12 protein-coding genes are annotated in these 13,908 nt (G+C 63.4%); 6 read left to right on the top strand and 6 right to left on the bottom strand.

Annotated elements, in window-relative coordinates:
- Nucleotides 1-10: 10 nt before the first annotated feature.
- Nucleotides 11-1,231, bottom strand: coding sequence for an MFS transporter (locus CAG22_RS12830; RefSeq protein ID WP_025340646.1), 1,221 nt, complete (start codon nt 1,229-1,231; stop codon nt 11-13).
- A gap of 344 nt (nt 1,232-1,575) precedes the next feature.
- Between CAG22_RS12830 and CAG22_RS12835 the strand changes: the two genes are divergently transcribed.
- From CAG22_RS12835 to CAG22_RS12845, 3 genes are read left to right on the top strand one after another with little or no spacing between them, the layout of a single operon-like run.
- On the top strand, nt 1,576-3,012 hold the full coding sequence (locus tag CAG22_RS12835; protein WP_075046379.1) for a cytochrome ubiquinol oxidase subunit I: 1,437 nt from the start codon (nt 1,576-1,578) through the stop codon (nt 3,010-3,012).
- A gap of 3 nt (nt 3,013-3,015) precedes the next feature.
- Nucleotides 3,016-4,023, top strand: coding sequence for a cytochrome d ubiquinol oxidase subunit II (gene cydB / locus CAG22_RS12840; RefSeq protein WP_085692224.1), 1,008 nt, complete (start codon nt 3,016-3,018; stop codon nt 4,021-4,023).
- A gap of 9 nt (nt 4,024-4,032) precedes the next feature.
- Nucleotides 4,033-4,188: a DUF2474 domain-containing protein gene (locus CAG22_RS12845; protein ID WP_008094148.1), complete on the top strand. Its 156-nt coding sequence runs from the start codon at nt 4,033-4,035 to the stop codon at nt 4,186-4,188.
- Nucleotides 4,189-4,320: 132 nt separating this feature from the next.
- Here the strand turns inward: CAG22_RS12845 and CAG22_RS12850 are convergent, their stop codons facing one another.
- Together CAG22_RS12850 and CAG22_RS12855 are read right to left on the bottom strand one after the other, a co-directional pair.
- Complete coding sequence (locus CAG22_RS12850) at nt 4,321-5,445, bottom strand: methyltransferase (protein WP_085593008.1); 1,125 nt, start codon at nt 5,443-5,445, stop codon at nt 4,321-4,323.
- Between the two features lie 96 nt (nt 5,446-5,541).
- Nucleotides 5,542-6,249, bottom strand: a complete 708-nt coding sequence (locus tag CAG22_RS12855) for an autoinducer binding domain-containing protein (RefSeq protein ID WP_085692223.1) — start codon at nt 6,247-6,249, stop codon at nt 5,542-5,544.
- Nucleotides 6,250-6,461: 212 nt separating this feature from the next.
- Between CAG22_RS12855 and CAG22_RS12860 the strand changes: the two genes are divergently transcribed.
- Nucleotides 6,462-7,238, top strand: coding sequence for a ferredoxin--NADP reductase (locus CAG22_RS12860; RefSeq protein WP_085705575.1), 777 nt, complete (start codon nt 6,462-6,464; stop codon nt 7,236-7,238).
- Nucleotides 7,239-7,370: 132 nt separating this feature from the next.
- Here the strand turns inward: CAG22_RS12860 and mscL are convergent, their stop codons facing one another.
- Nucleotides 7,371-7,790, bottom strand: coding sequence for a large-conductance mechanosensitive channel protein MscL (gene mscL / locus CAG22_RS12865; protein ID WP_013974214.1), 420 nt, complete (start codon nt 7,788-7,790; stop codon nt 7,371-7,373).
- Between the two features lie 177 nt (nt 7,791-7,967).
- Here mscL and radA point away from each other — a divergent pair, with 177 nt between their 5' ends.
- A complete protein-coding gene (radA, locus tag CAG22_RS12870; protein WP_003251626.1) occupies nt 7,968-9,338 on the top strand; it encodes a DNA repair protein RadA in 1,371 nt (456 codons plus the stop codon).
- Nucleotides 9,339-9,514: 176 nt separating this feature from the next.
- Here radA and CAG22_RS12880 read toward each other — a convergent pair whose 3' ends face one another.
- Nucleotides 9,515-11,032: a nucleobase:cation symporter-2 family protein gene (locus CAG22_RS12880; protein WP_085593012.1), complete on the bottom strand. Its 1,518-nt coding sequence runs from the start codon at nt 11,030-11,032 to the stop codon at nt 9,515-9,517.
- 263 nt (nt 11,033-11,295) lie between these two features.
- Complete coding sequence (locus CAG22_RS12885) at nt 11,296-11,658, bottom strand: PilZ domain-containing protein (RefSeq protein ID WP_085593014.1); 363 nt, start codon at nt 11,656-11,658, stop codon at nt 11,296-11,298.
- A 178-nt stretch (nt 11,659-11,836) separates the two neighbouring features.
- On the opposite strand from CAG22_RS12885, the gene CAG22_RS12890 reads away from it, so the two are divergent.
- Nucleotides 11,837-13,903, top strand: coding sequence for a carbon starvation CstA family protein (locus tag CAG22_RS12890; RefSeq protein ID WP_024087740.1), 2,067 nt, complete (start codon nt 11,837-11,839; stop codon nt 13,901-13,903).
- Nucleotides 13,904-13,908 lie beyond the last annotated feature (5 nt).

The following is a 13,908-nucleotide window of genomic DNA, read 5'->3' on the forward strand; positions in this document are numbered from 1 at the left end:
AGGCCTACGATCAACCGTTATGCAATCGATCTCGCTTGGCCAGTGTCGGGAACAGTTTTATCCACACCCCAGTCACCACCAAAGTGCCCACCCCACCCAGCACCACCGCCGGCACTGTGCCAAACCAGTGCGCGGTCACCCCCGATTCGAACTCGCCGAGCTGGTTCGAAGCACCAATGAACAAGCCGTTCACCGCACTCACCCGTCCGCGCATTTCATCCGGCGTCTCCAGCTGCACGAAGGCACCGCGGATAACCATGCTGATCATGTCTGCCGCACCCAGCACCACCAGCACTGCCAGCGAGAACCAGAACGAGGTCGACAGGCCGAAGGCGATGGTCGCCACGCCGAACACGCCCACTGCCGTGAACATGGTCCGCCCCACGTTGCGCTCGAACGGGAAGCGCGCCAGCCACAGCGACATCAGCAATGCCCCCACCGCTGGCGCCGAGCGCAGCAGGCCGAGGCCCAGCGGGCCGGTCAGCAGGATGTCCTTGGCGAACACCGGCAGCAGCGCGGTGGCCCCGCCCAGCAGTACGGCGAACAGGTCCAGCGAGATGGCGCCGAGGATGTCCGGCCGGCTGCGAATGAAGCGGATGCCGGCCAGCAGCGATTCGATGCTGGCGCGCCCGCGCTGGGCCACCTGGCCGCGTGCCTGCAGGCTCAGGGTCAGCACGCAGGCGATGGCGTACAGGGCCACGGTGGGGCCGTATACCCAGATGCTGCCGAAGGCATACAGGAAGCCGCCCACCGCCGGCGCCACAATGGTTGCCGACTGGGTGGCCGAGGCCGAAGCCGCCACCGCACGTGGGAACAGCCCGGCCGGTACCACGTTGGGCAGCAGCGCCTGGGTCGCCGGCATTTCGAACGAACGCGTGGCACCGAGCAGGAAGGCGAGGGCGAAGATCAGCTCGCGGGTGACGTTGTCGGTGGCACTGCCCAGCGCCAGTGCCAGGGCTATCAGCCCCTGCAGGCTCTGGCACAGCGCAGCGACCTTGCGCCGGTCATAGCGGTCGGCGACATGCCCGGTGTGCAGCATGAACAGCACCCGTGGGGCGAACTCGACCAGGCCGACCAGGCCCAGGTCCAGCACATTGCCGGTCAATTGGTAGAGGTGCCAGCCAATGGCCACGGTGAGCATCTGGAAGCCGCTGGCGGTGAACACGCGGGCCAGCCAGAAGGCCAGGAACGGGCGGTGGTGACGCAACAACTGCGGTGCGGAATCGGACATCGGAAACCAGGGGCCTCGGCGCAGTAGAGGGGTTCGCAGCGTATCATCTGTTTGTAACAAACGGTTACTGTTTGCCGGAGTCGGCACTTTTTCACGCGTCATGAAAGGGGGTGGGGCAACCGGTCACGCGGCAATCAACCACACGGCCCGGCGGGCCATTCAGGACTATGCTTCCTAGCAATCGTTGATCTGGGTCAATCGTTCCAGATGTAACGATCGGGCCCTCGGGCCGAAATCCCTGCGATCGAACAGAACAATTCCAACGCGCCGCACTCGACTACCGTGGGGGCAGTGGGCGACGGGGCCAGCGGCCCGGACGCCGGATTATCTGAAGAGGAAGCACCATGTTCGGAATAGAGGCCTTAGAGCTCGCCCGAATGCAGTTTGCCTTTACCGTGTCGTTCCATATCCTGTTCCCGGCCATCACCATTGGCCTGGCGAGCTACCTGGCAGTCCTCGAAGGCCTCTGGCTGCGGACCAACAACCAGGTCTACCGTGACCTTTATCACTTCTGGTCGAAAATCTTCGCCGTCAACTTCGGCATGGGGGTGGTTTCCGGCCTGGTCATGGCCTACCAGTTCGGTACCAACTGGAGCCGCTTCTCCGACTTCGCCGGCGCCATTACCGGCCCGCTGCTCACCTACGAGGTGCTGACCGCGTTCTTCCTCGAGGCTGGCTTCCTGGGGGTCATGCTGTTTGGCTGGAACCGCGTCGGCCGTGGCCTGCACTTCTTCTCCACGGTGATGGTTGCGCTCGGCACCCTGGTCTCGACCTTCTGGATCCTTGCCTCCAACAGTTGGATGCAGACCCCGCAAGGCCACGAGATCATCGATGGCCGGGTGGTGCCGGTGGACTGGCTGGCGGTGGTATTCAACCCCTCGTTCCCCTACCGCCTGATGCACATGGCCACGGCCGCGTTCGTTGCCACCGCGTTCTTCGTCGGTGCCTCGGCGGCCTGGCACCTGCTGCGCGGGCGTGACAACCCGGCGGTGCGCAAGATGCTGTCGATGGCCATGTGGATGGCGCTGATCGTCGCCCCGATCCAGGCGGTGATCGGTGACTTCCATGGCCTCAACACGCTCAAGCACCAGCCGGTGAAAATCGCCGCGATCGAAGGCCACTGGGAGAACGTGCCCGGCGAGCCGACCCCGCTGATCTTGTTCGGCATTCCCGACATGCAGGCCGAAACCACCCGCTTCAAGCTCGAGATCCCGGCGCTCGGCAGCCTGATCCTGACCCACAGCCTGGACAAGCAGGTGCCGGCGATGAAGGAGTTCCCGCCCGAAGACCGGCCCAACTCGACCATCGTCTTCTGGTCGTTCCGGATCATGGTCGGGCTGGGGTTCCTGATGATCTTCGTCGGCCTGTGGAGCCTCTGGCTGCGCAAGCGCGGCACGCTCTACACCTCGCGGCCGTTCCTGTACCTGGCCCTGTGGATGGGCCCTTCCGGGCTGATCGCGCTGCTGGCCGGCTGGTTCACCACCGAAATCGGCCGCCAGCCCTGGGTGGTGTATGGCCTGATGCGCACGGCAGACGGTGTGTCCAACCACAGTTACGCCCAGCTCGGCTTCACCCTGGTGGCCTTCGTGGTGGTGTACTTCGCCCTGTTCGGCACTGGCCTTGGCTACATGATGCGCCTGGTGCGCAAAGGGCCGCAGACCGGTGAGGGTGACGAGCACAACCCAGGTGGCCCTGGCACCAAACGCACGCCGGCGCGGCCGCTGTCCGCCGCCGATGATGGCCGAGAGGCCAACTCCGCCAGCCTGAGCAAGGGGAACTGAGCCATGGGTATCGACCTTCCGCTGATCTGGGCCGTGATCATCATCTTCGGCGTCATGATGTACGTGGTGATGGATGGTTTCGACCTGGGGATCGGCATGCTCTTCCCGTTCGTCAAGGGCGAGCATGACCGCGATGTGATGATGAACACCGTCGCCCCCGTGTGGGACGGTAACGAGACCTGGCTGGTGCTGGGCGGTGCCGGGCTGTTCGGGGCGTTCCCGATGGCTTACGCGGTAGTGCTGGAGGCCCTGTACCTGCCATTGATCCTGATGCTGATCGGCCTGATCTTCCGCGGCGTGGCCTTCGAGTTCCGCTTCAAGGCCAAGGCCGACAAGCGCCACATCTGGGACAAGGCGTTCATCTGGGGCTCGTTGATCGCCACTTTCTTCCAGGGCGTGGCGCTGGGTGCCTTCCTCGAAGGCTTCAAGGTGGTCGACCGGCATTTCGCCGGTGGCACCCTTGACTGGCTGACCCCGTTCAGCCTGTTCTGCGGCCTGGGGCTGATCGTTGCCTACACCCTGCTGGGCTGCACCTGGCTGATCATGAAGACCGAAGGGTCGCTGCAGCAGAAGATGCACGACATCGCCCGGCCGCTGGCGCTGGTGCTGCTGGTAGTGATCGGCATCGTCAGCCTGTGGACACCGATCGCCTACCCGCAGATCGCCGCGCGCTGGTTCAGCATGCCTAACCTGGTCTGGTTCATGCCGGTGCCGATCCTGGTGCTGGTAACCTTCTACGGGTTGCTCAAGGCGGTGGCGCGCAATGCGCACTACACGCCGTTCCTGCTGACGTTGGTGCTGATCTTCCTCGGTTACAGCGGCCTGGGCATCAGCCTGTGGCCGAACATCATCCCGCCGTCGATCTCGATCTGGGATGCCGCGGCACCACCGCAGAGCCAGGGCTTCATGCTGGTGGGCACATTGTTCATCCTGCCGTTCATCCTCATGTATACCTTCTGGAGCTACTACGTGTTCCGCGGCAAGGTGACCCATGAAGACGGCTATCACTAGGAGGGCTGCATGATGACCGGCAAGCATGGCTTGGACGAGAAGAAACCCCTGTGGCAGCGGCTGGGCTGGCTGCTGCTGATCTGGGCGATGAGCGTGGCGGCCCTGGGTGTGGCGGCCTACGTGATGCGCCTGTTCATGGGGGCTGCGGGGCTGACCACCCATTGAACCAATGGGGGCGCTTTGCGCCCCTTTCGCGACACAAGGCCGCTCCTACAGGGACCGCGATCATTCAGATTGTCGCGTCTCCCTGTAGGAGCGGCCTTGTGTCGCGATGGGCTGCAAAGCAGCCCCCAAAGCCTATTTACGAGCTTTAAGGATGACGAACTTGGGCGTTGCCGCCACCTGCTCCACCCCCCGGAACAACCGCGCCAGCTTGCTGTGATAGCCCAGGTGCCGGTTACCCACGATATACAGCGCTCCACCCACCACCAACGCCTCACGCGCCTGCTGGAACATGCGCCAGGCGAGGAAATCGCCCACCACCTGCTGCTGGTGGAACGGCGGATTGCACAGCACCACGTCCAGCGACTGCTTCTCTACCCCCGCCAACCCATCGGCTGCCTCGAACACCGCCGGGCGCTCGCCCAGCGCGGCCTGCCAGTTCTCCCGCGCCGATTGCACCGCCATGTACGACTCGTCGACCAGGGTGTACTGGGCATCCGGGTTGGCCAGGGCGCTGGCGATCGCCAGCACGCCGTTGCCGCAGCCCAGGTCCGCCACCCGCGCGCGGCCCAGTTCGCGGGGCAGGTGCGGCAGGAACGCCCGCGTGCCGATATCCAGCCCCTCTCGGCAGAATACGTTGGCGTGGTTGAGCAGCTCCAGCGCCGGCGCGTCGAGGCGGTAGCGGCTAGGGTAGGGCGAGCGGGCGACCGGCCGTTCGGCCACCGTCGCGGTCAGCAAGCGGGCCTTTTTCTGCGCCAGCGAGGCCTGCACCGGGCCGATGTACTTCTCCATCAGGTCACCGGCCGCCCGTGGCAGGTGCTTGATCATCGCCCCTGCAATCACCTGCGCACCGGGCGCCAGGTGACCTTGCAGGCGGATCAGTTGTTCTTCGAGCAGGGCCAGGGTCTTGGGCACGCGCACCAGTACCCGGTCGAACGGGCCTTGCCAGCGTTCGCTGGCCGGCACGAATGGCACGCTGTCGAACGGCAGGCCATTGCGTGCCAGGTTCTTTTCCAGGGCCAGGTGCGCCAGGTGTGAATCGCCACTGCTGACCACCTGCAGCTTGCCCGCCAGGCTGGCGGCCAGGGCGCCGAAGCTGTCATTGAGCACCAGAACCCGGCAGTTGGCCTCGGGGGCCTGTTCGTGCAGTTGCGCAAGCAGGTACTCGTCGGCGGCATCGAAAGCCTGCAGCGGGTCGTTGGCCTGTTCCGGCTGGCGGATCAGGTCGAGTTCGGCGTAGGGGGTGGTCAACAGGGGCATGGCGTCTGGCTCGGGTACGAAACTGCCCGTTGCGGTTCGCCCCGGGCTTTGCCGGGCGATTCTACAGGGCTTTGCCCAAGGTCGCAGGTTTGAAGGTCAGATCCAGCCACGCATGACGGCGATGGCGATGGCGGCGGCCTTGTTGGCGGCGTTGGTCTTGGTGATGGCACTGCGGATATGGAAGTTTACCGTGCTTTGGGACAGTGACAGGATGCAGGCAACGTCGGCGGCGGTCTTGCCGGCGGCCGACCATTTCAGCACTTCCAGCTCCCGCTCGCTCATTTTCGGCTGCGGCGGGCATAGTGCAGTGAGGTGATGTGCGCTGATCACCTCATGCAGTGTGTGACTCAGCCACTGCACACTGCCGGCCTTTCTGTAGAGTTCGACAATACTGATGGGCTTGGTGGACCTGGCCACGCTTATCTGGCTTTCGTTGTGCTGCTGGTCGTGCAATGACTGCGTCCAGCCATGGCGCAAACCGCTCTGGCAGGCAGCTTTACGAAATTGCGGAGCCTCGCGATACAGATCATCGGTCCACAGCACCGGCATGGTCGAGCCGTGGCTCGCATTGGCGGCTGAATCCTGCTTGTAGAGGTCATCGCGCTGGTAGCGCTCGATCCATTCATGGGGGTAATTGCTGTACATGAACAGGTGGGGTGTTTGCGTAGCGATCTGGATGCGAATGTTCAGCCCCAGGTACTCCATGCCCAGATCCTGCGCCATATGCACGGCCATGCCGAACAACTTCTGTGGGCAGCGTTCGTCGGCGAACGCACGAAGATACTCGGGTTTCCAGTGGCGCATCTGAAATACTCCTTGTGCCTCAGGTCCAGTCCGTTTGGATGCCCGGATGATTGTAGGAAAAGACCTACCAATGTGCTGAGATTTTTTTGTTATAGCGGTCAGGATCCGATGCGACTTCGGCAGGATCGCCGCAGATGAGGCCCTACAAAGCAGTGGTTTTTATCCGCGCCACTTTGCGCGACACTGTGCGCACGCCAAACCTGGAGCCCGATATGACCGCTAGCGCCGAAAAGTTCACCCGCCAGACCCTGCTCGATGTTCAGCCACTTACGCCGAACCTCTTCAGCCTGCGGGTTACGCGCGATGCGGGGTTCCGCTTCCGTTCCGGCCAGTTTGCCCGCCTTGGCGTGACCAAGGCCGATGGCAGCGTGGTGTGGCGCGCCTATTCCATGGTCAGCGCGCCCCATGACGAGCACCTCGACTTCTTCTCCATCGTGGTGCCAGGTGGGGAATTCACCAGCGAGCTGAGCCGGTTGGGGGCAGGCGATACCCTGTTGATCGACCGCCAGGCCTTCGGCTTCCTCACCCTCGACCGCTTCGTCGGTGGCCGCGACCTGTGGTTGCTGGCGACCGGTACTGGCATTGCGCCGTTCATGTCGATCCTGCAGGACTTCGAGGCTTGGGAGCGTTTCGACAACATCAAGCTGGTCTACTCGGTGCGCGAAGCGAAAGAGCTGGCTTATGTGGATGAAGTCGCCGGGCTGGAGCAGCGCGATTACCTGGCCGAATTCGCCGGCAAGTTGCAGTTCATTCCGGTGGTGACCCGTGAACAGCACCCGGGGGCGTTGAACCAGCGGATTACCACGCTGATCGAGAATGGCGAGCTGGAGAAGGCGGCGGGGCTGGAACTGTCGCCGGAACATTCGCGGGTGATGCTGTGTGGCAACCCGGAGATGATTGATGAAACGCGCAAGGTACTGAAGGCGCGCGACCTGCAATTGAGCCTGAGCAAGCGGCCGGGGCAGGTGGCTGTGGAGAACTACTGGTAAGGCCTTTGGGGCCGTTGTGGGAGCGGCGGTGCGGCGGTCCGACGTGCCCGCGAACACCGGCGGAGCCGGTGCCACCCACCGCGTTGGATTCTTCGCGGGCATGCCCGCTCCCACAGCGTTCCCTATACAACCTCAGGGCAAGCGGTTCTGATTCTGCGCCTTGAGCAAGTCGCGGATCTCGGTCAGCAAGGTCTCTTCTGCAGTCGGCACAGGCGGTGCAGTCGGCGCCACGGCCTCTTCACGCTTGAGCTGGTTGATCGCCTTCACCCCCATGAAGATGGCAAAGGCCACGATCACGAAGTCGATCACGGTCTGGATGAACTTGCCATACGCCAGCACCACCGCCGGAACGTCACCTTCGGCAGCCTTCAGGGTAATTGCCAGGTCGCTGAAGTCCACGCCACCGATCAACAGGCCCAGTGGCGGCATGACCACGTCACCGACGAAAGACGAGACGATCTTGCCGAAGGCCGCGCCGATGATGATACCAACCGCCATGTCGACGACATTGCCTTTGACCGCGAAGGCCTTGAATTCACTGATCATGCCCATGTTTGGTTCCTTGTAACAAAAGGTAAGGTTTACGCAGTGTAAGCCACTCAAACGCTTCATGCGTTGTGCTCAGGGCCACAGACTGCTGTTAGAACGAATAGTTTTGTCGCATCCCGAGGCGTTCGAGGCACGTCCGGCTCGGCTATCATGGCGGTTTTTTTCCAGGAGACCCCAGCCATGGCCAAGGCCAAGCGCTTGTATGGCTGCACCGAGTGCGGTGCGACCTTCCCCAAATGGGCCGGCCAGTGTGGCGAATGCGGGGCCTGGAACACGCTGGTCGAGACCATGATCGAAAGCGGCGGCGCAGCTGCACCCAGTAGCGGCCGTGCCGGCTGGACCGGGCAGCAGGCGCAGATCAAGACCCTGGCCGAAGTCAGCGTCGAGGAAATCCCGCGCTTCACCACCAGCAGCACCGAGCTGGACCGCGTGCTGGGCGGTGGCCTGGTGGATGGCTCGGTGGTGTTGATCGGTGGTGACCCCGGCATCGGCAAGTCGACCATCCTGCTGCAGACCTTGTGCAACATTGCCGTGGGCATGCCGGCGCTGTATGTCACCGGCGAGGAGTCGCAGCAGCAGGTGGCCATGCGCTCCCGGCGCCTGGGCCTGCCCCAGGACCAGCTCAAGGTGATGACCGAAACCTGCATCGAGACCATCATCGCCACGGCCCGCGTCGAGAAACCGCGGGTCATGGTGATCGACTCGATCCAGACCATTTTCACCGAGCAGCTGCAATCGGCACCCGGCGGCGTGGCCCAGGTGCGCGAAAGCACGGCGTTGCTGGTGCGCTACGCCAAGCAGAGCGGCACGGCGATCTTCCTGGTCGGCCACGTGACCAAGGAAGGCTCGCTGGCCGGTCCGCGGGTACTCGAGCACATGGTCGACACCGTGCTGTATTTCGAGGGCGAGTCCGATGGCCGCCTGCGCCTGCTGCGGGCGGTGAAGAACCGCTTTGGCGCGGTCAACGAGTTGGGTGTGTTCGGCATGACCGACCGTGGCCTGAAGGAGGTATCCAACCCCTCGGCGATCTTCCTCAACCGCACCCAGGAGGAAGTACCGGGCAGCGTGGTGATGGCGACCTGGGAGGGCACCCGGCCGATGCTGGTGGAGGTGCAGGCGCTGGTCGACGACAGCCACCTGGCCAACCCGCGTCGGGTGACCCTGGGCCTGGACCAGAACCGCCTGGCCATGTTGCTGGCAGTGCTGCACCGCCACGGCGGTATTCCCACCCATGACCAGGATGTGTTCCTCAACGTGGTGGGCGGGGTGAAGGTGCTGGAAACCGCCTCGGACCTGGCGCTGCTGGCCGCGGTGATGTCCAGCCTGCGCAACCGGCCCCTGGCCCATGGCCTACTGGTGTTTGGCGAGATCGGCCTGTCGGGCGAGGTGCGGCCGGTGCCCAGTGGCCAGGAGCGTTTGAAGGAAGCCGCCAAGCATGGTTTCAAGCGGGCCATCGTGCCCAAGGGCAATGCGCCGAAAGAGGCTCCGGCAGGGTTGCAGGTGATTGCCGTTACCCGGCTGGAGCAGGCCCTGGATGCGCTGTTCGAATAATTCGTGGCCTGTACCGGCCTCTTCGCGGGTAAACCCGCTCCCACAGGTACCGCATCAGCTTCAGGATTGCGCAAACCCTGTGGGAGCGGGTTTACCCGCGAAAGGGCCGGCACAGGCAAAACGAAAAAGGGGCCGACGATGCGCGTCGGCCCCCCACCTCACCGCTCAGTCAGCAGTCAATGCTCGGCAACCGCACTGCGCCTGACCGTTTCATTGCCATGCTCGTCCAGTTCCAGCATCGGCACTTCATTACCCTCGGCATCGAACAGCTTGCCATCCTTGAAGTAGTCGCCATCACGCAGCGCTGAAATGTCCGAGTACTGGATGGTGCGCTCGTACGCGGCGGCAAACACCGACTGCTGGTCCGAGTTGCCGGCGGTGAAGTGGTTGAAGATCAGGTTCAGCAGGATGGCCATGATCGCCGCCGAGCTGATGCCCGAGTGGAAGATGGTCTCGAACCAGTTCGGGAAGTGGTGGTAGAAGGTCGGTGCGGCAATCGGGATCATGCCGAAGCCCAGCGAGGCAGCGACGATGATCAGGTTGACGTTGTTCTTGTAGCTGACCTTGGACAGGGTGCGGATACCGCTGGCCGCCACGGTGCCGAACAGCACGATGCCCGCGCCACCCAGTACCGGAGTAGGGACTGCGGCAATCACCCGGCCCATGATCGGCAGCAGGCCGAGCACCACCAGGATCACGCCACCGGTGGCCACCACGTAGCGGCTCTTGACCCCGGTCACGGCTACCAGGCCCACGTTCTGGGCGAACGCGCTCTGGGTGAACGAGCCGAAGATCGGCGCCAGGATGCTCGAGGCCATGTCGGCGCGCAGGCCGTTGCCCAGGCGCTTGGAGTCGACCTTGGTGTCGATGATCTCACCCACGGCGAGGATGTCGGCCGAGGTTTCCACCAGGGTCACCATGATCACGATGCACATCGACAGGATCGCGGCGATGTGGAATTCCGGCATGCCGAAATGGAACGGTGTGGGGAAGGCGAACATCGGGCCTTCGGTGACCTTGCTGAAGTCGGCCATGCCCAGCGCCCAGGCGATCAGGGTACCGACCACCATGGCCAGCAGGATCGACAGGCGCGAGATCGCCGCGCTGCCCAGCTTGCTCAGCAGCAGCACGATGGCGAAGGTCAGGGCTGCCAGGCCGATGTTGGCCACGCTGCCGAATTCCGGCGAGGCGCTGTTGCCACCCATTACCCAGCGAGCGGCCACGGGCATCAGGGTCAGGCCGATGGTGGTGATAACGATGCCGGTCACCAGCGGCGGGAAGAACTTGGTGATGCGCGAGAACACCGGGGTGATCAGAAAGCCGATCAGCGACGCCGCCATGACCGCGCCGAGCACGCCTGGCAGGCCACCGCCGCCCTCGCTGCTGAGGATTGCACCCATGGTTGCCACACCGGCGAACGACACGCCCTGCACCAGCGGCAATTGGCAGCCGAAGAACGGCAGGCCGAGGGTTTGCAGCAGGGTGGCCAGGCCACCGGCAAACAACGAAGCGGCGATCAGCATGCCGATTTCGGCACCGTTCAGGCCCGCGGCCTGCCCCAGGATCAGGGGTACCGCGACGATCCCCCCGTACATGGTCAGCACATGCTGCAGACCATAGGCCAGGTTGGCACCAAGGCCGAGGTTTTCATCCTCGGGGCGCTTGGCGGGAGACGTGCTAGGGGACGTAGTCATGGAGCAGGCTCTCTGTTTATTGTTGTGGTGCTACTGTAGACACTTCCTACAAATGATTGCCACAAGAATTGTATACAATATTTTGATCGGAGCGCGCACAAGAGCGCCCGCAAGGTGTGCGAGAACCCAATGCAGAAGGCGTACCAACTCGTCAGAGGCTGTGCTAGAGGGGTGTGTACAAAACGCTGCTACCCAGGCTTAAAGCTGTCTGGGTAGACAGGAAACACAAGGTGGGGAAGCCATTAGCTAGCTAAGAGATTTCATTATTCGATGAGTTCGCGCAGCTCACGCATCATTTCGGTGCTGTCGGCCACGTTCAATTCCACAAGACGGTGCAGATGAGTCATCGACTCGACGTCGATGTACAGGCAGATGAAACCCAGGCGGTCTGGTTCCTCATGGCGCAGTTCAACCTGCATCTGTACCCGTGCATCGGGGGCCAGGTGAATGATGGCATCGAAATCCTGGGTCAGGTCGGCATCCCAGTTTGCCGGGCGTTCGATCAGCAAACCTTTGAGTGAAAGGTCCAGCAGCTTGGCAGGCCAGCGTTGCACGCCCTGGCGCAGTTCGGTTGGGGCGTCGAAGTCGATGCGCTGGAAACGGCGGCGTTCGTCGTGATCGCTCATGGGGTAGATCCTCGCATAGGTCCTCAGGTGACATCCTGACTATAGTTAGAGTGGTATGTACATCAGGTACCGCAATCTGGCCGCAGAGGCTCTAGACCAAAGCAAGTGTGGCAATGCGCGATGACTCGCCCTAGACTCGATGGGCGGTCTTTTCCAATCCACCAGCTGGAAGCAAACCATGAACAACAATAATAGCCTGCTACGCCACATTCCGTGGCTGGCGCTGGCAGTCATAGGAGCCTGTGCGCTGGGTGTGGTTGCCCTGCGTCGCGGCGAGGCGATCAATGCCTTGTGGATCGTGGTCGCGGCAGTGGCCATCTACCTGGTCGCCTATCGCTACTACAGCCTGTTCATCGCCACCAAGGTGATGCAACTCGACCCACGCCGTGCCACCCCGGCGGTGCTCAACAACGACGGCCTGGACTACGTCCCGACCAACAAACACATCCTCTTCGGTCACCACTTCGCCGCCATCGCTGGTGCAGGGCCCTTGGTCGGCCCGGTACTCGCCGCGCAGATGGGCTACCTGCCCGGTACGCTGTGGCTGATCGCCGGCGTGGTGCTGGCCGGTGCGGTGCAGGACTTCATGGTTCTGTTCCTGTCCACCCGCCGCAACGGCCGTTCGCTGGGCGACATGGTGCGCGAGGAGATGGGCCGCATCCCGGGCACCATCGCCCTGTTCGGCTGCTTCCTGATCATGATCATCATCCTCGCGGTGCTGGCGCTGATCGTGGTCAAGGCCCTGGCTGAAAGCCCGTGGGGCATGTTCACGGTGATGGCGACCATCCCGATCGCGATGTTCATGGGCATCTATATGCGCTACATCCGTCCGGGCCATATCGGTGAGATCTCGGTCATCGGCGTGGTGCTGCTGCTGGCTTCGATCTGGCTGGGGGGCCAGATTGCCGCAGACCCGACCTGGGGTCCGGCGTTCACCTTCACCGGCGTGCAGATCACCTGGATGCTGGTGGGCTATGGCTTCGTCGCTGCGGTACTGCCGGTATGGCTGGTACTGGCGCCACGTGACTACCTGTCGACCTTCCTCAAGATCGGCACCATCGTCGGCCTGGCCATCGGTATCCTGATCATCGCGCCCGAGCTGAAGATGCCGGCACTGACCCAGTTCACCGACGGCACCGGCCCGGTGTGGAAGGGCACCCTGTTCCCGTTCCTGTTCATCACCATTGCCTGTGGCGCGGTGTCCGGCTTCCACGCGTTGATCTCCTCGGGGACCACGCCGAAGCTGCTGGACAACGAAACCAACGCCCGCTACATCGGCTACGGCGGCATGCTGATGGAATCGTTCGTTGCCATCATGGCAATGGTCGCCGCCTCGGTGATCGAGCCAGGCGTGTACTTCGCCATGAACAGCCCGGCCGCAGTGGTCGGTGCCGACGTGGCGTCGGTTGCGCAAACGGTGAGCAGCTGGGGCTTCCTGATCACCCCTGAGCAGCTCGAGGCCACCGCCCGCGACATTGGCGAGCACACCGTGCTGGCCCGTGCCGGTGGTGCGCCGACCCTGGCCGTGGGTATCGCGCAGATCCTGCACCAGGTGCTGCCGGGTGAAAACACCATGGCCTTCTGGTACCACTTCGCGATCCTGTTCGAGGCGCTGTTCATCCTCACCGCGGTAGACGCCGGCACCCGTGCCGGGCGCTTCATGCTGCAGGACCTGCTGGGCAGCTTCGTGCCAGCGCTCAAGCGCACCGAATCGTGGACTGCCAACCTGATCGGTACTGCCGGCTGCGTGGCCCTGTGGGGCTACCTGCTGTACCAGGGCGTGATCGACCCGCTGGGTGGCATCAACACCCTGTGGCCGCTGTTCGGTATCTCCAACCAGATGCTGGCCGGTATCGCCCTGATGCTCGGCACCGTGGTACTGATCAAGATGAAGCGCCAGCGCTACGTCTGGGTCACCCTGCTGCCGGCCGTGTGGCTGCTGATCTGCACCACCACCGCAGGCCTGATCAAGCTGTTCGACCCGAACCCGGCAGTCGGCTTCCTTGCCCTGGCCAAGAAGTACAGCACCGCGCTGGACGCCGGCCAGGTACTGGCCCCGGCCAAGGACATCGGGCAGATGCAGCACGTGATCTTCAACGCCTACACCAACGCCGGCCTGACCGTGCTGTTCCTGGTGGTGGTGTTCAGCGTGCTGTTCTTCGCTGTCAAGGTCGGTTTCGCCGCCCTCGGCCGCAAGGAGCGTACCGACAAGGAAACCCCGTTCCAGGCCCTGCCTGACGCTTGAGAGGA

This window comes from Pseudomonas sp. B8(2017) (assembly GCF_002113575.1).
Taxonomy (GTDB): Bacteria; Pseudomonadota; Gammaproteobacteria; order Pseudomonadales; family Pseudomonadaceae; genus Aquipseudomonas; species Aquipseudomonas putida_Z.

What these genes read in the sequence shown, in the direction of transcription:
- CAG22_RS12845 (WP_008094148.1), top strand. Translation starts at nt 4,033, where the DNA reads ATGATGACCGGCAAGCATGGCTTGGACGAGAAGAAACCCCTGTGGCAG.
- cydB (WP_085692224.1), top strand. Translation starts at nt 3,016, where the DNA reads ATGGGTATCGACCTTCCGCTGATCTGGGCCGTGATCATCATCTTCGGC.
- CAG22_RS12855 (WP_085692223.1), bottom strand. Translation starts at nt 6,249, where the DNA reads ATGCGCCACTGGAAACCCGAGTATCTTCGTGCGTTCGCCGACGAACGC.
- CAG22_RS12835 (WP_075046379.1), top strand. Translation starts at nt 1,576, where the DNA reads ATGTTCGGAATAGAGGCCTTAGAGCTCGCCCGAATGCAGTTTGCCTTT.
- CAG22_RS12890 (WP_024087740.1), top strand. Translation starts at nt 11,837, where the DNA reads ATGAACAACAATAATAGCCTGCTACGCCACATTCCGTGGCTGGCGCTG.
- CAG22_RS12830 (WP_025340646.1), bottom strand. Translation starts at nt 1,231, where the DNA reads ATGTCCGATTCCGCACCGCAGTTGTTGCGTCACCACCGCCCGTTCCTG.
- CAG22_RS12880 (WP_085593012.1), bottom strand. Translation starts at nt 11,032, where the DNA reads ATGACTACGTCCCCTAGCACGTCTCCCGCCAAGCGCCCCGAGGATGAA.
- radA (WP_003251626.1), top strand. Translation starts at nt 7,968, where the DNA reads ATGGCCAAGGCCAAGCGCTTGTATGGCTGCACCGAGTGCGGTGCGACC.
- mscL (WP_013974214.1), bottom strand. Translation starts at nt 7,790, where the DNA reads ATGGGCATGATCAGTGAATTCAAGGCCTTCGCGGTCAAAGGCAATGTC.
- CAG22_RS12885 (WP_085593014.1), bottom strand. Translation starts at nt 11,658, where the DNA reads ATGAGCGATCACGACGAACGCCGCCGTTTCCAGCGCATCGACTTCGAC.
- CAG22_RS12860 (WP_085705575.1), top strand. Translation starts at nt 6,462, where the DNA reads ATGACCGCTAGCGCCGAAAAGTTCACCCGCCAGACCCTGCTCGATGTT.
- CAG22_RS12850 (WP_085593008.1), bottom strand. Translation starts at nt 5,445, where the DNA reads ATGCCCCTGTTGACCACCCCCTACGCCGAACTCGACCTGATCCGCCAG.